Below are 18,342 nucleotides of genomic sequence, written 5' to 3'. Positions count from 1 at the left end.
TTACTTATTTTATTTGTATTGTATTCTTACATAAGAAATTGTAATTTTTATTTATTCATATATAATTAATCTATCATAAGCTAGATATACGTTTTTAGGTAATTGTGTTTCAATTTCTTCGTGAAATCCGAATGTATGACTAATATGTGTTAAATAAGTTTTTTGAGGGCGAATTTGTTGAATGATATTCAAAGTTTCAGAAAGCATGAAAGAAAAAGGATTTTTTTCTATTTTCCTTAGTACATTTAATACCAAAATATTGATTCCTTTTAATTGTTGTATGGTTTTAACAGGAATACTGCTAGCATCTGTGATATACGCAAAATTTTCTATACGAAAGCCTAAAATCGGAAGATGTCCATGCCATATGGATAAAGGATAAATTTTATAATTTTCTACGAAAAAAAAATTCGTGTAATCATCTAATTCATGTACAGAAATTTTTGAAAAATTTGATTTTTGATTTTCCAAAAAGATGTAAGAAAATCTTTTTTTTAAACTTTCTACAACTCTACGTAAACCATAAATAGGAATAGGTTTATTTATATTAGAATTAATTGGTCTAATATCGTCTAATCCTCCTATATGATCTTGATGTTCATGTGTCATAAAAATAGCATTCAACTTTTTATAATTATTTCTGAGCATTTGATAACGAAAATCTGGGCCACAATCTATCAAAAAATTTTTTTCATCTTTTTCAATTAGAATTGAACTTCTAAGTCTTTTATCTTTTGAATTTTTAGATAAACATACCGGATGTCTAGATCCAATAATAGGAATTCCCTGAGAAGTTCCAGTTCCCAAAAAAGTAATTTTCATATATTTTTATATATATTTTTTTGTATTTCAGTTATGATATTTTCTTTCTCTTCTAAAAATTCTCTTACAGAATCCCTTCCCTGACCTAATTTGATATCTCTATAACTAAACCAAGATGCATTTTTTTTAATAATTCCTAAATCTACTCCTAGATCCAAAATTTCTCCTATCTTTGAAATTCCTTTTCCGTATATAATGTCAAATTCAGCACTTCTAAAAGGAGGAGATAATTTATTTTTCACGACTTTTACTCTTGTCCTATTCCCTAATATTTTTTCTCCATTTTTGATTTGATTTCCTCTTCGTATATCTAATCGTATTGAGGAATAAAATTTTAAAGCATTACCTCCTGTTGTTACTTCTGGGTTCCCATAAATTCCTATTTTTTCTCTTAGTTGATTAATAAATATCAATATGCTTTTAGATTTTCCTATACTAGAAGTTAGCTTTCTCAAAGCTTGAGACATTAATCTTGCTTGTAATCCAATTTTAGAGTCCCCCATTTCTCCTTCTATTTCACTTTTAGGAGTTAAAGCTGCGACAGAATCTACCACGATGAGATCAATAACACTAGATCTAATTAAATTATCCACAATTTCAAGCGCTTGTTCTCCATTATCTGGTTGAGAGATTATTAATTCTTTTATATTGACTCCTATTTTTTGAGCATAAACACGATCAAAAGCGTGTTCTGCATCAATGAAACTAGCAAACCCCCCTAATTTTTGAGATTGAGCTATAGCATGTAAAGCTAAAGTAGTTTTTCCGGAAGATTCCGGTCCAAATATTTCAACAATACGGCCTTTTGGAAAGCCTTTTATCCCTAAAGCAATATCTAAACTTAAAGATCCAGAAGAAATAATTTCTAAATTTTCTATATGAGAATCTCCCATTTGCATCACTGTCCCCTTACCATATATTTTGTCCATTTTTTCCAAAACAAGTTGTAAGGATTTTCTTTTTTTTTCAATTTTTTCATTCATAATTTTGAAAGTGAATTTTTTCAAAAAATTAATTTTACCCATAATACATAATATGTATCCATTATTTAGGAATAATAGTTAACTCTTTTGTTTTTTTTCTGAAAAAAAATCCCTCTTTACTTTTTAAAAGTAAAATCTTATTTTTTGGTAGTCTTAATTTATTACCAGAAGGAATACTATCTACAAGATATTGCGGATTAAGGATTATTATATCTTGATAAGGAATATTAAGATTATAAGCAAAAAATTTCAACGAAATTTTTTCTTTTATAGGGATTAATACAGTTTCTTTATATTTATATTTGTAAGGAGAAGAATAGAAATGATATGTAGAAATATTATGTTCTTTATAATAATTCATTACATAATTTATAGCAATAAATTTTGGAATATAATTCTGAGTTTCTTTCGGAAAAAATTCCCATAATTTCCAAAAATCTTTCATATTTTTATGACGTTGTAAAATTTTATCTACGGTTCCTGGACCTGCATTGTAAGCAGCTAAAACCAATTCCCAATTTCCTATTTTTTTATATAAAAACTTCAAATATCGGCAAGCTGCTTCTGTGGATTTAATCGGATCATTTCTTTCATCATAAATATTGTTAATATTGAGATTATATATTTTTCCAGTTTCAGGCATGAATTGCCAAATCCCTTTCGCTCCTGCCTTGGAAGTAACAACTGGATTTAAATTTGACTCTATAATAGCTAAATATTTTAATTCTTTTGGAAGGCGATAATTTTCAAGTTTTTCTTCAAACATAGGAAAATAGAAATCTGACAATGAAATTATTTTTCCTATATATTTTCCCATACGAAGATAACTTTCAACAGAAGCATGTACAATGCTATTATATTTTAATATTTTAATTTGAGATTTTTGATTCAGAAAATTTAGTCTTAATCTTAATTCTTCGGGGGTTATATTGATAATAACAATATTTTTTTTATTATTATGAGATAACTTTTTTCCAGATAAAAATTTTTTCTTTCCTCCTAATATTTTCTTCCATAATTTTTCTATATATATATTATTTAAATCTAATTTTGGATTAGAAACATTTTTATGAAAGTTTATTACATTTTTTTGTTCTAAAAATGGTTTAGATACAGATTGTATTACCAAACTTTTCAATATGAACAAAGAAAACATAATATTTTTTATCGTTGTCGTTCCCATTATTTATTAGTTTGATTAGTTTCTAAAATTTTAGAAAAAAAGTACTAATAAACAAACATAAAATGAAATAAAAATTTTTATTTTTCTGTTTCTGAATCTTTTTCTTCAGTTTCAGAAGCTTTTTTGAATTCTTTCAATCCAGTTCCTAATCCTTTCATTAATTCTGGAATTTTTTTCCCTCCAAATAATAAAAGTGCAAGAATGACAATGACCACAATTTCAGTGGTCCCAAAAGTCCCAAGTAGTATAGAAAAAATATAAATAAAATCTATGTACATGGAATTTTTTGATCAAATATAAAAAAAATAAAAATAATGAATTTTTAATTTACTTAAAAACAGAATAATCACTTAAACTTACCTTTTTAGATTTTTCTCCTATATATGTTGAGTGACTTCCTATTATTGAATGATTTAAATTTGCGTGTTGAATTGTTGTATAATCTTGAATTAAAGATTTTTTTATGTTGCTATTTTTTATTTTTGTGTATTTTCCAATTGAAACATAAGGGCCTATAATACTGTTTTCAATATTTGTGTTTTCTTCTATTGAACATGGTTTTATAATTAAACTATTTTTTATAACAACTTTTCTATGAATTAATTCCGAATTTTTAGACTCTCTAGATAATATTTTTGAATTTGAATAAATAGTTCTTTTTTTATTTCCAAAATCCATCCATTCTTTAACCTGTTTGCTAGTAAATTTTTCTCCTTTTTTTCTCATATTTTCTAAAACAGATGTTAACTGATATTCTTCTTTATTTTTTTTATTTTTTATATTATGATCTAACATAGATTGTAATTCTTTTTTTAAAAGAAAACTATTATTAAAATAATAAAGTCCTACAATTGCAATATTTGATACATAATTATTTGGTTTTTCTATAAAATTAGTAATAATTCCCGAAGAATCACATTTTACAATGCCAAATAAATGAGGGTTTTTAACTTTTTTTGTCCATATAATGTTATCTACTTGATCAGTGATTTCTTTATCAAAAGAATCATGATAGAATAAAGAATCAGAAAAAGCAACAATAATTGGTTCTCCTGTTAAAGAATTTTTAGCTTTTAACAAAGCATCTGCAGTACCAAGAGGAATTATTTGATAATAGATAACAGGATTAACACTCATATCATGAGATAGTTTTATTAATTGTTTCTCTACATCATTTCCAAAGTTTCCTATAATAAAAATAATTTCTTCTATGGAAAAAATTTGAATAATTTTGGATAAACTTTCCACTAATCTTCTCAAAATTGTTTTTCCTCCAATAGATATCAGTGCTTTAGGAGTATTTAAAGTATGTGGAAGAAAACGTGATCCTTTTCCCGCCATGGGTATTATAATTTTCATATCATTTTTTTTTATATTCCAGTGCTTCCAAAACTATTATTTCCTCTCATACTTCTACTTAAAATAGAACATTTTTTCCATTTTATTTCAACATCTTTAACAAGATCTACTATTACTAATTTTTCATTGGGTTCAATCATTATTTTTTTAAAAAAGACATTGATCGCAATTATTTGAATCTCTTTATACAAAGAATGTTCTTTCTTTTCAGAGAGATGAACTATACAAATAGACTCTACAAATTTTCTTCTCAAAAGAAAAGAACATCTAGTCTCTTTCGAGATTTTAATAAAAATACCTGTCGAAATCAATTTTCTTTCCAAAAAATTAATGAAAATAGATTTTTTTAGGTTAGCAATTAAAGTTAATTGATAGATTCGCAAGGTTTACTTTTATTTGATTAAATGAATCAATCTTTTTTTTTCTAAAAAGAAAATAATTATTAAATATAAAAACTGTATAATTAAGCTGAATTCTATTTTTTTTTTTATTATAAAAACGATAAAAAGTGCAAATAAAAAATGTATTATAATATTTCTGATTTTTTTATTACAAAATTGGAAAAATTGCTTTTTTCCCCAAATATATAAAACTATTAGCATTGCCCCATAAGACGTCAACGTTCCCCAAGCAGGAATCATAAAACTATTATTAGAAATTAAAATAAAAATAGTATTAAATAAAAAAGTGATGAATACACCGATTAAGGATATATAAGTTCCAATAATAGGTTTATCTATAATTTTATAAAATATGGATAAATTTGTGTAAACACCCAAAATAAGATTTCCCATCATTATTATGGGAATAATGGGTATAGCAATATGATATTTTTTATCGATTAAAAATTTCATAAATATGTTAATATTCCCACATACTAATACATAAAAAATTAAGCCAAATAGAATAAACATATAAGTGATTTCTTCATAAAAATATATCGCATCAGAATCCTTAGATTTTTTAAAAAAAAAAGGTTCAATTCCTAATCTAAATATCCTATTATACAGACTCATAAAAGACGCAATTTTATAACAGGCAGAATAAGATCCATTAATTTCATCTGAAATCCACCTTTTAATCAAAATTTTATCCAAATTTTCATTAATAGAAAAAGCTATAGCTCCTAGCATAATAGGAACACCATAATTTAACATATTCATAGCAAGAATTTTATTGAATTTTTTTATAGTTACTTTTTTTAAAAGAATAGGAAGTATTAAAAATAAATTACCTAAAGAAGAGATCATATTTGCAAAAAATACATAACCTATTTTATCTGTAAAAGAATTGATCCATTTAAAAATGAAAAAAAAGAAAGTTTTTTTATCATAAACATTATCATAACAAAAAAATAAATATATTACTAGAAATGATTGTATTAGGATATTTATAATATTTATTGCAGAATATTGTAAAGGTTTGTCATTTACACGAAGCCAGGCCATAGGAAGAATACAAATTGTATCGAAAAATACAATCAAGAAAAACATGAAAAAATATTCTGGATGATTATGATATCCAGCGATGGAAGATAAGTATCTTATTAAAGATATAGAGATTATCAAAAAAAAAGAACTAATCAACAGTTGCATTATAACTCCCGTTGAAAAAACAATTTCTTTATTACAATTTTTTTTATATAAAAACCTAAAATAGGCGTTTTCTAATCCAAAAGAAAGAAATCCTATCGCTATAAAAGATAATGCATACATATCTGTATAAAGTGAAAATTCTTCTCTTTTAAAAAAAATAGTAAAGAATTTTAAAAAAGCATAATTAACGATTCTAGGAAATATGAATCCTATAGAATAGATAATTGTTTGTATTGCTAATTTTTTGTACAAAAAAAATACTTTTATTTAAGATTAAAAGTTTCTAATTTCTACATTTTTTTATGCATGTATAAACTTTTTTGTAAAATTTTACATAGAAGAAAGTAACTTTGATGAAAGTTTCAACATAAAAAAAATGGATTTTCATAAAAAATCAGAAGAATTTATGCTATATGCCATAAAACATAAAAGGATTAGTAGTTTAACCATTAATGAATATATTAAGTTTATGACTCCTTATATTGTTGAAGAAAGAAAACTAAATGTTGCTCAAATGGATGTTTTTTCTCGTTTAATGATGGATAGGGTAATTTTTTTAGGAACTCCAATAGAAGACCAAGTTGCTAATATAGTGCAAGCTCAGTTATTATTTTTGCAATCTGTAGATTCTATGAAAGATATACAAATATATATTAATTCACCAGGAGGGGATGTCTATGCTGGATTAGGGATATATGATACAATGCAAATTGTAGAACCAGATGTAGCAACTATTTGTACTGGAATGGCTGCATCTATGGCGGCTGTATTACTTTGTGCGGGAGTAAAAAATAAAAGATCAGCATTAAAACATTCTAGAATTATGATTCATCAACCTATAGGAGGGACACAAGGTCAGGCTTCAGATATTGAGATAACCGTTCGTGAGATTTTAAAATTGAAGAAAGAGCTTTATGAGATTATCTCAAAACATTCAGGATTACCTATTGAAAAGATAGAAAAAGATTCAGATAGGGATTACTGGATGACTTCTATAGAAGCTAAAGAATACGGAATGATAGATGAAATATTAGAAGGTAAAAGTAAAAAATGATCACGACAGGATTTGAACCTGTAACCTACTGCTTAGAAGGCAGTTGCTCTATCCATTTGAGCTACGTGATCCCACATTATCAGTAAAATATCGGGATAGCAGGATTTGAACCTACGATCTCCTGGTCCCAAACCAGGCGCGATAACCAAACTTCGCTATACCCCGTTTGCGGAGAATGTGGGATTCGAACCCACGCGGTACTTGCATACCGACAGTTTAGCAAACTGTTCCGTTAACCACTCCGGCAACTCTCCAAAAAAATACAAATCTAAAATAGATCTATTAAATAACCAAATCATTATTGATTTATATAGAATTAATAGTTAGGATATTCTATTCTCGTGTGATAAATATTCCTTAATTTTTTTTTTAGAACTTGTTTAACTTTTTCTATTTCTTTTAAAGTAATATCTGCATTGGAAAATTGATTTTCTATTTTTTGTTTTTTTATTATATTTTCTACTAAGTTTTCCAGATCTTTAAAAGATGGGTTTTTAATGCTTTTTGAAGCCGCTTCTACAGAATCAGCTATCATGACAATAGCAGTTTCTTTAGAAAATGGTTTAGGACCAGAATATTGAAATTGTTTTTTATCCACTTTTATATTGGGATATATTTTTTTTTGTTTTTCATAAAAAAAGTAAATAATACTATTCCCATGATGAGTACGTATAAAATCAGTAACAGGATCAGGTAAATGATATTTTTTTGCAAGTACAACTCCTACTGATACATGTTCTAAAATAATTTTAGCGCTTTCTTTTGGGGTCAATTTTTCATGAGGATTAATAATAATATTATGTTGATTCTCAGTAAAAAATATAGAATTTTCAATTTTTCCTATATCATGATAAATTGCTCCTATTCTTACTAATAGAGAATTAGCCCCAATTGCAACAGCTGCTTCTTCGGCAATATTTGCTACTGTTAATGCATGTTGTAGAGTTCCTGGAGCTTTTTTAGATAATAATCTTAATATAGGAGTATTGGGATCAGACAGTTCTAATAATGAAAGATCTGAAGTTAAATTCAATAATTTTTCAAAAAGAAATATTAATGGATGAACAAATAAAGTTAAAACTCCACTAAAAAAAAATAAAGAAAAAGTATCCCAAGAAATTTTCTCTAAAGATCCTTCACGGATTAAAGTGAGTAGAATAAAAGTAATAACATAAGTAATGGTTATTTTTGCTACAGCTATAAAGAGATTTTCCATTTTGCAAATATTTTTTTTTGTCAACATAACTAAAAAACCTGCAGTGATTTGAAGAAAAATAAATTCAAAACTATTTGGTGTAATTAAGGATAACAATAAAATTGTTATTAAATGAATAAAAATACTTAAATTAAAATTGAAGAAAGCTCGTATACTTATGGGGAGGATACAAAAGGGGATTATATATAATATTTTAGAATGATATCTTAAAACTGTAATGGTAATTAATGATATCAATAATATATTTATAATTAAAAAATTTACTTCTCTATTATTATGAAATGTTTTGTTTTCAAAATGAAAAATATATAATATAAATAGAGTAAATATCATACTAATTATTAAAAAATATCCTATAACAAGACAATAATATTTTTTTTTGTTCCATACTTTACTCTCATATTCTTTTTTGAAATGGGATAAAATCTTAAATTTGTTTTGATTTATAATCTCATTATTTTTAATAATATTATCTCCTTTGATAAAGGAATATTTAATTTTTTCTATAGATTGTATTTTATTTTGAAAAAAAAAATCAGTGTAATATTGGCTATAAAATAAATTTGGGACAATAATTTTAATTAAAATTTTTTTTAAAATCCTTACATGATAACTTTTTTTTCTAAAATTATTTTCAATAATATTATTAACTTTTCCATGATTAAAAATTTTTTTGTATAAAATCGGAATCCATTTTTTATTTTTCTTTAAAAGAAATATGTGATTTTCTTTTGTGAAATTATTATAGTTTTCTATATATCCATATTTGTATATCGTGTTAATTGTTTTATGGACAATCTTATTGTAATGTTTGTTTTTTCGTATAAATGAAATCTTTTTTATCTTTTTCTTTATACTTTTTACTATTTTTTCATTTTTAATACAAAATATTTCTTGATTTTTTCTTAATTCTTTAATTTCTAAATCTATATCTTTACTATTTTTTAGAACTAAAAAATTAAATGGAGAAAATAAATCTTCGTAAGACCAAATTTTTCCTTCTGAAAATTCATATTTAAAAATTTCTTTTTTTGGGAAAAAAAATGTCAATAATAAGATTGCAATAATTAAAACTAGAATTCTATATGTAATAGTTTTATTATTATAAAACTCGAAGAAGTTAGCCATTACCTAAAAAATTGAAGCTTATGCAATTTTTTTGGAAGGAAAAATTTTTTTTCTTTTTTAAAGAAGAAGTTTCATATTGAAATGATGGAAAATTATAATAATAATTCTCAATTATTATATTATTATAATCATATTTTTTTTTTATAAGACGTTTGATGTTTTTGTAATATATTGGATAATAATCTATTTTCATCATTAATGCTTTCTTCTAAACAAATAGTAGATTCTGTTCTAAGCACTCCTTTTATTTCCCCTATTTTAGAAATAACATCTCTTGCATCTGAAGGGTCTCTAGCAATAATTCTACAAAACAGATTATATTTTCCTGAAGTAATATATAGTTGTACTATATTTGGTATTTTTTTTAATTCTTCTTTTACTAATTTAGATTCACGAGAATCCGATAATATACCTACAAAAGCTATTAAATGAAAACCTAATGATTCATATCCTATAATTAAAGTACTCCCCTTTATAATCCCTGCATCTTCTAATTTTTTTACTCTAACATGAACAGTTCCAACAGATAATGGTTTAATTTCTTTACTGATTTGTTTACTAATTTCAGTATAAGGTGTTCTAGCATTTATGTTTAGTTTTCTGACAATAGTATTGTCGATTTCGTCTGTATTATATGTATTATATCTTAGAATCATTGTTTTATATTTTTATTTTTTCTTAATTTTTTGAATAAAGGTATTAAAAATACCAAGATACAAAACTTTCTATTGAAGAAATGGATTATTTTTTTTCAATATATTTTATAGTTTTCATTCTATAATATAAAAAATTTCATAATTTTTTTAAGTTAATATAATTATACTTCAATTTGATATGATATCAATAATTTCGTTTTTATTGATTTTTGAATATCAATATTTGATTTATGTTAACTAAAATAAAATTAATTAATGTATCATCATTACATTGCATTTTTTTCTTTATTTCATTTAAAAATAAACTATAAAAACAATGATTTTTAGCATTTGATAAAATAGAATCATTATCTGTATCTGTCAATTGATCAATTTGACTTTGATTGTTGTATGATAGTATATTTTTTAATTTTTTCAAAATAATTCCATATATAGAAAAATATAAAAAATTTTTTATAATATCAGTTTTTAATAAAAATTTTCCTAATATTAGAACAGAAACAAATTGCATTGTTTTTTCCTCGAAAGAATTTAATTTTTCTGATAATTTTTTTTGGATATTTTCATTACTTTCAGGAAACAAAATATCCATATTAATATTAGGTTTTTGTATTTGACCAGAAATATTAATTCTTAATTCTGTAAAGATCATATTTTCTGTATTTTTTTTCATATTATCTATGTATTCAATTACATTGTTTACATATTTAGTATCATAAACGATCAAATTGATATTTGATTGATGAAAATTATTTTCCCAAGTAATAGAGCCTCCTGGTTTGATTTTAAATTTTTTTTCTAATTTTATTGGAATTCTTTCATCTTTGTATAAATGATATAATCCATCTTTTACAAAATATTGACCACTAATTTGCATGTTTTCTTTATATCTTTTTCTTATAAAAAGAAAACCTTCCCCTCTCAATTCTATAAAGTGATTTTTATCTAAAAATATTGATACTTTTGTGTTTTTGCTTATAATAGTATTTATATTATCTATTAATAAAAAATAATTATTTTCCTCCTTTTTTTTTGAACCATTTAATTCAGATTCAGATCTATTTTTTTTATGGAACTTCAGTGTTTTAGGGTTTATGTATAAATGAGAAAAATTCATAATTTTTCCGTTATTCATAGAAATACGAATTTTATTTTCTTTTTTCATTATTTGAATTTTTCCATGAGTAAATATTTTTCCAAATAAAAAATTATTTTGTTTTTCATTTGAGTCTAAAACAAGCAAATTTTTTGTATTAATAGATAATTTTATTAAATTCCATTGAATAAGGTTTTTATGTGAAAAAGAACCATTAATGTATCCTTTTGTATTATATTTAGTATCTACAAAACAAGAAGTGGATAACGAACAGGATTCGGAAAGAATATTAATATAAGCTGTATTTTTAATTTCATAATTTGTATTTGTAGAATTGATTCTGATTCCAAACTTGTGAAGTTCTAATTTTCCAAAATATTGAAGATCATTTAAATAACCAAAAACTTGTATTGTTCCCGTTAGAGCCCCTTTTACTTCAGTATTCATTTTTTTCCAAAAAAAAGAAAAATTATCTATTCCAAAATTTTTAATAATTATACTTAAATTAAGTTTGGATTGATTTTTTGATTCATTTTTAATATTTCCAAAAACCTTTAAAACATCATGAGAATTTTTTCTAATAATTCCATTGATTTCATAATTATTTTTCTTCTTTTGAAAAGAATAAATAAAAAAATCTCCTAAAATCGTTTCTCTAATTGAAAAATTTTTAATAATTATATTAACATTGGGTTCAATTTGATTATAAATGTTCTTACATAAAAAGAAACCATTTGCTACCCCATCTATATTTTCATTAAAAAAAATTTTTTTTAATTGCACATTTTTTAAATGAAACTGAAATATTTTTTTTTGGTTTTTAATACAATTTGCATCAATAATGATTTTTTGTTTTCCATAGAAAAAAATAATATTGTCAATAATATATTTTTGATTGATAAAATCAATTTTAATGATTCCAGATTTATAATGATCGTAATCAGTAAACCAGTTATATCCATTTATATTTAATTTAGAAAGGAAAGGATAGCACACTAAAAAATTTTTTTCTTTCTTGCAAAAGAAATTCAGGATCTGTTCTTTATATTCTTGTTTTTTAAATTTTAATAAAAACTTAGAATTTATTATCCAAAAATTTTGTTGATTTAAAACAGATATATTTATTTTTTTCGAAAAAAAATTTTTGTAAATGATCTTTTCTATATAAATTTTAATCTTTTTTCTTAAAGAAGAATTCACCATTATAAATAATTTTTCCAGTAGAATATCATTCACTTGCATAGTTTTCGTGTAAAAAATCATTTTAAATTCATTATCTTTTTTCTCTCCTGAAATTTGAATATCAGAAAATATATTTTTGTTTTTTATTGGTTTTATAAAATCAAAAAAAGATTTTTTAATTAGAAAATTAAAGATTGCGTATTTTATTTCTTTTTTGTCTGGATTCTTTAAACAAGAAATTTGTAATAAATTTTTATATTTTATATCTCCATAAATATGACCAATAATCATATCATATATATTGATACGGATCTTTTGAAAAGATTGATTCTCATTTTTAATAAATGTTATTTTTATATTTTTGTTATTTTCGTTTTTGTTATATATTTTAATATATATTTTTTGAAAATTTGAAAATACTTTTCCTATAAAATGCATTTTGTATTTTGAATGAGAGAATAATAATGTTATAAAAAATTTAGAAAAATTACCTTCAAAATCCATTACATATAAATTTGATAACGTATTATATATGAAAAGCGGAATTTTTGATGTTAAATGAGAGATGTTGTTCTTCTTTTTTATCAAAAAATATTTTTTTTCTATAAAAATTCTTCCTGCATATTGGTTTTTCAAAAAATCAACATGAGTAGATATTTGAGCGACAAAAAAACGATTTTGAACAATGCCTTTTATTTTTAAATTCTTTTTATTATCAAATAAGGATAAGGTAAAATCTCCTTTGTAGAGAATAGATTGTTTAAAATCTAAAATAAATTTTACAAATTTAAACTTGTAATTTAAATTATATGGAATTACATTTTTAATGATATAAGGATTTAATTGCATTAAAGTTTTAAAAAATTTGATTTCTTTCCATTTTTTTTTTGCATAGGAAATATGAATTTTATCTGCTAATAATTTGTTTTTCTGTGAATCTTTTATAGACATGTCATAAAGAAAAAATGTTTTTTCTTTATGATTAAATTTTCCATGAATATAGCCTCGAATGAATACTTTCGTATAAAACCCCCATTTTTTATAAAAAAAAATTCCTAAATCTGAACCTAATTTTGATCCTTCAAAAATTTTGCACTGTATATTTATTTTCGGAAAAAGTATTTTATTCCCTACTGCTTTATCTTGAAATATAGTAAGATATCCTTTTAGATAACTGCTAGATGTTTTGATTAATAAATTGTTAATTTTTAATCTTGAAGGGTAATAATAGGTTAAATCACAAAATATATTTTCTATAAAAGGAAACTTACTTTTTTTAAGTAATCTTTTATTAGATTGAAAAGAAAAAATAGAAGCTTTTACTTTTTTATTATCAATTTTAACATTTTTTATGCAACTGGAAAAAAAATGTTGAAATCCTTTATTAGTATTTATATTCTTATATTTTATATAAGATTTATGTATTGTTAATTTGGAGCAAGTAATGAAATTGACATTAAATTTATTTGATTTTTGATGAATCAAAATATTTTTTATAAAAACAAGAACATTATTTTCTTTTTCATTAAAATATTTTTTTATAAAAAAAGAAGAATTTTCAACAAAAATATTTTTTATTTTTAAATTATCAGAGTTTATAAAAATAAAATAAAGTAAATTATCAATAGATATTTTACATTTAGACAAATGAATAAAAGAAAAACGATGGTGGTCTAAAATTTGTACATTATAAAAAATGAATTCTTTTTCTAAAAAATCAATAGAAGCATGTTTTATGGTAATTTTATCGTTTAAATGATTCCTTATTCTTTTCAAAAGAAATGTGGAGGTTTTTTCTTTTATTTCTTGTTTATGAGAAACATAAAAAAAAAATAATCCCAATAAAAAAAATAAAATAAGGATTTTTTTCTTATGAAATTTATAGAAAAAAGCATTATTCATTTTCAAAGATATTGTTATTTTTTTTATGAAAAAAGAAACTATAATTATTATTGGAATAGAATCGTCATGTGACGATACAGGTGTTTCTATCATTAGAAATAGAAATGTATTATCTAATATTATTATTCATCAAGAAATTCATAAAAAATATGGAGGAGTTGTTCCTGAATTAGCTTCAAGATTACATGACATAAATCTTGCAAAGGCAGTTCAACAAGCGATTTTTTCAGCAAAAATTAATCAAGATCAAATTGATGCAGTATCTTTTACTTTAGGACCTGGATTAATCGGGCCATTATTAGTAGGAGCTTCTTTTGCAAAATCATTTTCCATGGGATTAGGAATCCCCTTATTGACTGTGAATCATATACAAGCTCACGTTCTTTCTCATTTTATACAAGACGCTAATCTTAATAATTGTTATCCAAAATTTCCATTTTTAAGTTTAGTTATAAGTGGAGGTCATACTCAAATTATAAAAGTTAATGATTTTTTTCAAATGGAAATATTAGGAGCTACTTTAGATGATTCTGTGGGAGAAGCTTTGGATAAAATAGCTAGAATGTTAGGGTTTTATTATCCTGGTGGACCTATGATCGAGTATTTTTCTAAGAATGGAAATGATAAAAAATTTATTTTTTCAAAACCCAGAGTAAGTGGACTAAACTTCAGTTTTAGTGGATTTAAAAGCGATGTTTTTCAATTCATAAAGAAAGAACTAAAAAAAAATACATTGTTTATAAAGCAAAATTTGTATGACATTTGTGCTTCCATACAAAAAACAATAGCAGAAATTCTTTTAGAAAAAGTACAAAAAGCCATTATAATAACTGGAATTTCCAGAATTGTTTTGGCAGGAGGAGTTTCCGCTAATTCTGAAATTAGAAAAATATTTCTGTATTTTTCTAAAAATCAGAAAAATAAAAAATTTGAAGTTTTTATTCCGAAAAAAGAATATACTACTGACAATGGGGCTATGATAGCCATTACAGGATTACTAAAATATGAAAGGAATCTATTTGATTCTATTCATGTAACCCCATATTCAAAATTTAAAAAATTTTAAATATAGGGTTAGGAATTTTCATGTAGGATCTCTTTTATCTATTATTCTAATAATAGAATCTACTCGTATCGTAGGCACTCCTCTTACAATAACGAAAGTCATAAGTAGACCATAAGGTCTCTATTTTATTATGTACATGTACATATTAAATTTCTATCCCCATATCCATCATCAACGCGATTTACTGATGTCCAAAATTTTCTATCTTTAATCCAACGTAAAGGATAAGCAGCTTTTTCTCGACTATAAGGATATTTCCATTCATCTTGAGTCAAAATATCTATACTATGGGGGGCGTTTTTTAATACATTATTTTCCTTTGAAAACTTTCCATCCTCAATTTCCTTAATTTCTTGTCTTATACTGATAAGGGTGTCAATAAAACGATCTATTTCTTCTTTAGACTCGCTTTCCGTAGGTTCTATCATCATGCATCCTTCTACTGGAAAGGATACGGTGGGGGCATGATACCCATAATCTATCATTCTTTTTGCTATGTCTATAACTTCTACATTCGTGGATTTAAAAACTCTACAATCTATAATTAATTCATGTGCTACAGCATTGTTTTCTCCTACATACAATATATTAAAAAATTTTTTCAATTTTTCTTTGATGTAATTTGCATTTAATATAGACATTTCTGTAGATTTTTTAAGACCATCTGGCCCTAACAAGCGAATATAAGCATAAGAAATTGTTAAAATTAAAGAAGAACCATATGGAGATGAAGAAATAGTTAGTGTTTTATCGTTTTTTTTATAATCTTCTTCTTTTTGAAAAGGATGGGTTGGTAGAAAAGGTTTTAAATGTGAAGCAACACAAATGGGCCCCATACCAGGGCCACCTCCTCCATGAGGGATTGCAAAAGTTTTATGAAGGTTAAGATGACAAACATCTACACCTAAATATGCCGGTTGAATTAATCCTACTTGAGCGTTCATATTTGCTCCATCCATATAAACTTGCCCTCCATTTTCATGGATTATATCTATAATTTCCTGAATATTTTTTTCATATACTCCATAAGTAGAAGGGTAAGTTATCATTAATACTGACAGTAAATCTTTATTTTCTTTTGCTTTTTTTAACAAGTCATTTTTATTAATGGATCCATCGCTTGTTGTGGAAACTAACATGACTTTCATTCCAGCCATATTTGCTGATGCAGGGTTAGTTCCATGAGAAGAAGAAGGAATTAATGCTATATTTCTTTTATGTTCTTGTAATGAATGATGATAATGTTTTATAACCATAAGTCCAGCATATTCTCCTTGAGCCCCTGAATTGGGTTGTAAAGAAACACCAGAAAACCCAGTAATTTCTTTCAAATATTTTTTTAAATTCCGAATAATAATATGATATCCCATTGCTTGTTTTTTAGGGACAAAAGGATGTATATTTTTCCATTCGTGTTGACTTAAAGAAAATAATTCCGCAGAAGCATTTAGTTTCATGGTACATGATCCAAGTGGAATCATGGAATGAACCAAGGAAATATCTTTTTTTTCCAATCTCTTTATATAACGCATCAGCTCATTTTCTGAATAAAAACTTTGAAAAATTTTATGTTCTAAAAAATTAGAAGTTCTTTTAAAAAAATTTGGAAATTTATATTTCTCATTATCATGAATACTCGTATGGTATTTTATTTTTTTATACGTTTTTTTATCTTTATTATATGATTCATGAAAAATTGATAGAATATGATTTATATCTTCTTGACAGGTTGTTTCATCTAAAGTAATAGTTAAATGATTTTCATCTACATATCTAAAATTAGTTTTTTTACGTTCCGCCACTTTTTTTAATGTATTTATATGATCTGTTTTAATTCTAAGAGTATCAAAATAAAAAGTATTCACTTGAAAAAGATGATTGATATTATTAATCAATAAAAATTCCAATTTTTTAGCATACTCATGAATAGATTTTGCTATTTCTATTAATCCTTTTTTTCCATGATATAAAGCATACATAGAGGCCATTACAGCAGGAAGGACTTGCGATGTACAAATATTGGAAGTGGCTTTTTCTCTTTTGATATGTTGTTCTCTTGTTTGTAAAGCCATACGAAAAGCTTTTTTGTTTTTTTTATCTACAGACATTCCGATAATTCTTCCAGGAAGAAAACGTTTATATTGTTCATGAGTGGAAAAAAAAGCAGCATGAGGACCACCATATCCCATAGGGATTCCAAAAGATTGACTGGATCCGATAACTACATCAGCACCCCATTCTCCAGGCGGTTTTAACAAAGATAAAGATAAAAGATCCGTAGAAACAATTATTGATATATTGTGACGTTTTGCGTATTCAACTGTTTCCCGATAATCATATATTTCTCCTAGAATAGAAGGATAAGATATTATCAATCCAAATATTTTTTTATTATTATATTTCCTTTTTAAATTTTTATGAGTATCATTTATGATATGTATTCCCAACCCAAAACATCTTGTTTTTAAAACAGCAAAAGTTTGTGGAAGAATTTCATCTGAAATAAAAAAACAATAGTTATTATCTATTTGTTTTTTTTTTATTTTTTCTTGAAAAATCATGAACATAGCATCAGCTGCTGCTGTAGATTCATCTAACATCGAAGCGTTACTAATTTTCATTCCGGTTAAATCTGAAATCATAGTTTGAAAATTAATTAAAGCTTCTAAACGCCCTTGAGATATTTCTGATTGATAAGGAGTATATGGCGTGTACCAACTAGGATTTTCCAAAATATTTCTTTGAATTACACTTGGAGTTATAGTATTTTTATATCCTAATCCTATATAAGAACGATAAATTTTATTTTTTTTACCTATTCTGTAAATGTGATTTAAATATTGATATTCAGAAATAGAGTTGGGAAGATTTAATTTTCTTTTTAAACGTATTTCTTTGGGTACCGTTTTATTTACAAAATCCTTAATAGAAGAACATTGTAATTTTTTCAACATGTTATCAATTTCACGATAGGATGGCCCTATATGTCTAAAATAGAATTTTTTTCTTCTAACGTAATCCTCTTTCATTATAATAAAAAAATTGTGTTTATATTTAATATTTATTACAAATTTAGGTAAAAAATAAGCTTATCATTAAA

Annotated in this window: 13 protein-coding genes and 3 tRNA genes; 2 read left to right on the top strand and 14 right to left on the bottom strand. The window is 24.4% G+C overall.

Annotated elements, in window-relative coordinates:
- Positions 1-51: 51 nt before the first annotated feature.
- The 7 genes from H0H64_RS00200 to H0H64_RS00170 all read right to left on the bottom strand — a co-directional run bounded on the left by H0H64_RS00200 (position 52) and on the right by H0H64_RS00170 (position 6,194).
- Positions 52-822 (bottom strand): MBL fold metallo-hydrolase, encoded by a 771-nt coding sequence (locus H0H64_RS00200; protein WP_185857354.1) that lies wholly within the window; start codon positions 820-822, stop codon positions 52-54.
- The gene (gene recA / locus H0H64_RS00195) at positions 819-1,805 is read right to left on the bottom strand and encodes a recombinase RecA (RefSeq protein WP_185857353.1); all 987 of its coding nucleotides are present in this window, start codon (positions 1,803-1,805) and stop codon (positions 819-821) included. Before recA ends, H0H64_RS00200 begins: the two co-directional genes overlap by 4 nt.
- A 61-nt stretch (positions 1,806-1,866) precedes the next feature.
- Entirely contained in the window at positions 1,867-2,988 is a 1,122-nt protein-coding gene (locus tag H0H64_RS00190; protein ID WP_185857352.1) for a lytic transglycosylase domain-containing protein, read from the bottom strand.
- Positions 2,989-3,065: 77 nt separating this feature from the next.
- Entirely contained in the window at positions 3,066-3,266 is a 201-nt protein-coding gene (locus tag H0H64_RS00185; RefSeq protein ID WP_185857351.1) for a Sec-independent protein translocase subunit TatA/TatB, read from the bottom strand.
- 49 nt (positions 3,267-3,315) lie between these two features.
- On the bottom strand, positions 3,316-4,347 hold the full coding sequence (locus H0H64_RS00180) for a sugar phosphate nucleotidyltransferase (protein ID WP_185857350.1): 1,032 nt from the start codon (positions 4,345-4,347) through the stop codon (positions 3,316-3,318).
- Between the two features lie 11 nt (positions 4,348-4,358).
- Complete coding sequence (locus H0H64_RS00175) at positions 4,359-4,670, bottom strand: dCTP deaminase/dUTPase family protein (protein WP_238784992.1); 312 nt, start codon at positions 4,668-4,670, stop codon at positions 4,359-4,361.
- A gap of 69 nt (positions 4,671-4,739) precedes the next feature.
- On the bottom strand, positions 4,740-6,194 hold the full coding sequence (locus H0H64_RS00170) for a lipopolysaccharide biosynthesis protein (protein ID WP_185857348.1): 1,455 nt from the start codon (positions 6,192-6,194) through the stop codon (positions 4,740-4,742).
- A gap of 124 nt (positions 6,195-6,318) precedes the next feature.
- Here H0H64_RS00170 and clpP point away from each other — a divergent pair, with 124 nt between their 5' ends.
- A complete protein-coding gene (gene clpP, locus H0H64_RS00165) occupies positions 6,319-6,996 on the top strand; it encodes an ATP-dependent Clp endopeptidase proteolytic subunit ClpP (protein ID WP_185857347.1) in 678 nt (225 codons plus the stop codon).
- On the opposite strand, the gene H0H64_RS00160 is transcribed toward clpP, so the two are convergent.
- From H0H64_RS00160 to H0H64_RS00135, 6 genes are all read right to left on the bottom strand, one after another.
- Positions 6,994-7,067 (bottom strand) — tRNA-Arg (locus tag H0H64_RS00160). The genes clpP and H0H64_RS00160 overlap by 3 nt on opposite strands.
- A gap of 19 nt (positions 7,068-7,086) precedes the next feature.
- A tRNA-Pro gene (locus tag H0H64_RS00155) sits at positions 7,087-7,161 on the bottom strand.
- 4 nt (positions 7,162-7,165) lie between these two features.
- Positions 7,166-7,250, bottom strand: a tRNA-Ser gene (locus H0H64_RS00150).
- 62 nt (positions 7,251-7,312) lie between these two features.
- The gene (locus H0H64_RS00145; RefSeq protein ID WP_317168465.1) at positions 7,313-9,262 is read right to left on the bottom strand and encodes an HD family phosphohydrolase; all 1,950 of its coding nucleotides are present in this window, start codon (positions 9,260-9,262) and stop codon (positions 7,313-7,315) included.
- 206 nt (positions 9,263-9,468) lie between these two features.
- Positions 9,469-9,996, bottom strand: coding sequence for an Lrp/AsnC family transcriptional regulator (locus tag H0H64_RS00140; protein WP_185857345.1), 528 nt, complete (start codon positions 9,994-9,996; stop codon positions 9,469-9,471).
- A 199-nt stretch (positions 9,997-10,195) separates the two neighbouring features.
- Positions 10,196-14,176, bottom strand: coding sequence for a translocation/assembly module TamB domain-containing protein (locus H0H64_RS00135; protein ID WP_185857589.1), 3,981 nt, complete (start codon positions 14,174-14,176; stop codon positions 10,196-10,198).
- A 25-nt stretch (positions 14,177-14,201) separates the two neighbouring features.
- Between H0H64_RS00135 and tsaD the strand changes: the two genes are divergently transcribed.
- Positions 14,202-15,242, top strand: a complete 1,041-nt coding sequence (gene tsaD, locus H0H64_RS00130; protein WP_185857344.1) for a tRNA (adenosine(37)-N6)-threonylcarbamoyltransferase complex transferase subunit TsaD — start codon at positions 14,202-14,204, stop codon at positions 15,240-15,242.
- 128 nt (positions 15,243-15,370) lie between these two features.
- Here the strand turns inward: tsaD and gcvP are convergent, their stop codons facing one another.
- A complete protein-coding gene (gene gcvP / locus H0H64_RS00125) occupies positions 15,371-18,271 on the bottom strand; it encodes an aminomethyl-transferring glycine dehydrogenase (protein ID WP_185857343.1) in 2,901 nt (966 codons plus the stop codon).
- Between the last annotated feature and the right edge of the window lie 71 nt (positions 18,272-18,342).

The sequence above is a fragment of the Blattabacterium cuenoti genome, assembly GCF_014251635.1.
Lineage (GTDB): Bacteria > Bacteroidota > Bacteroidia > Flavobacteriales > Blattabacteriaceae > Blattabacterium > Blattabacterium cuenoti_S.
This window is presented reverse-complemented; position numbering and strand designations above follow the sequence as displayed.

Coding starts and splice junctions, on each gene's coding strand:
- H0H64_RS00135 (WP_185857589.1), bottom strand. CDS start 14,176: ATGAATAATGCTTTTTTCTATAAATTTCATAAGAAAAAAATCCTTATT.
- H0H64_RS00185 (WP_185857351.1), bottom strand. CDS start 3,266: ATGTACATAGATTTTATTTATATTTTTTCTATACTACTTGGGACTTTT.
- gcvP (WP_185857343.1), bottom strand. CDS start 18,271: ATGAAAGAGGATTACGTTAGAAGAAAAAAATTCTATTTTAGACATATA.
- tsaD (WP_185857344.1), top strand. CDS start 14,202: ATGAAAAAAGAAACTATAATTATTATTGGAATAGAATCGTCATGTGAC.
- H0H64_RS00140 (WP_185857345.1), bottom strand. CDS start 9,996: ATGATTCTAAGATATAATACATATAATACAGACGAAATCGACAATACT.
- H0H64_RS00200 (WP_185857354.1), bottom strand. CDS start 822: ATGAAAATTACTTTTTTGGGAACTGGAACTTCTCAGGGAATTCCTATT.
- clpP (WP_185857347.1), top strand. CDS start 6,319: ATGGATTTTCATAAAAAATCAGAAGAATTTATGCTATATGCCATAAAA.
- H0H64_RS00180 (WP_185857350.1), bottom strand. CDS start 4,347: ATGAAAATTATAATACCCATGGCGGGAAAAGGATCACGTTTTCTTCCA.
- H0H64_RS00190 (WP_185857352.1), bottom strand. CDS start 2,988: ATGGGAACGACAACGATAAAAAATATTATGTTTTCTTTGTTCATATTG.
- recA (WP_185857353.1), bottom strand. CDS start 1,805: ATGAATGAAAAAATTGAAAAAAAAAGAAAATCCTTACAACTTGTTTTG.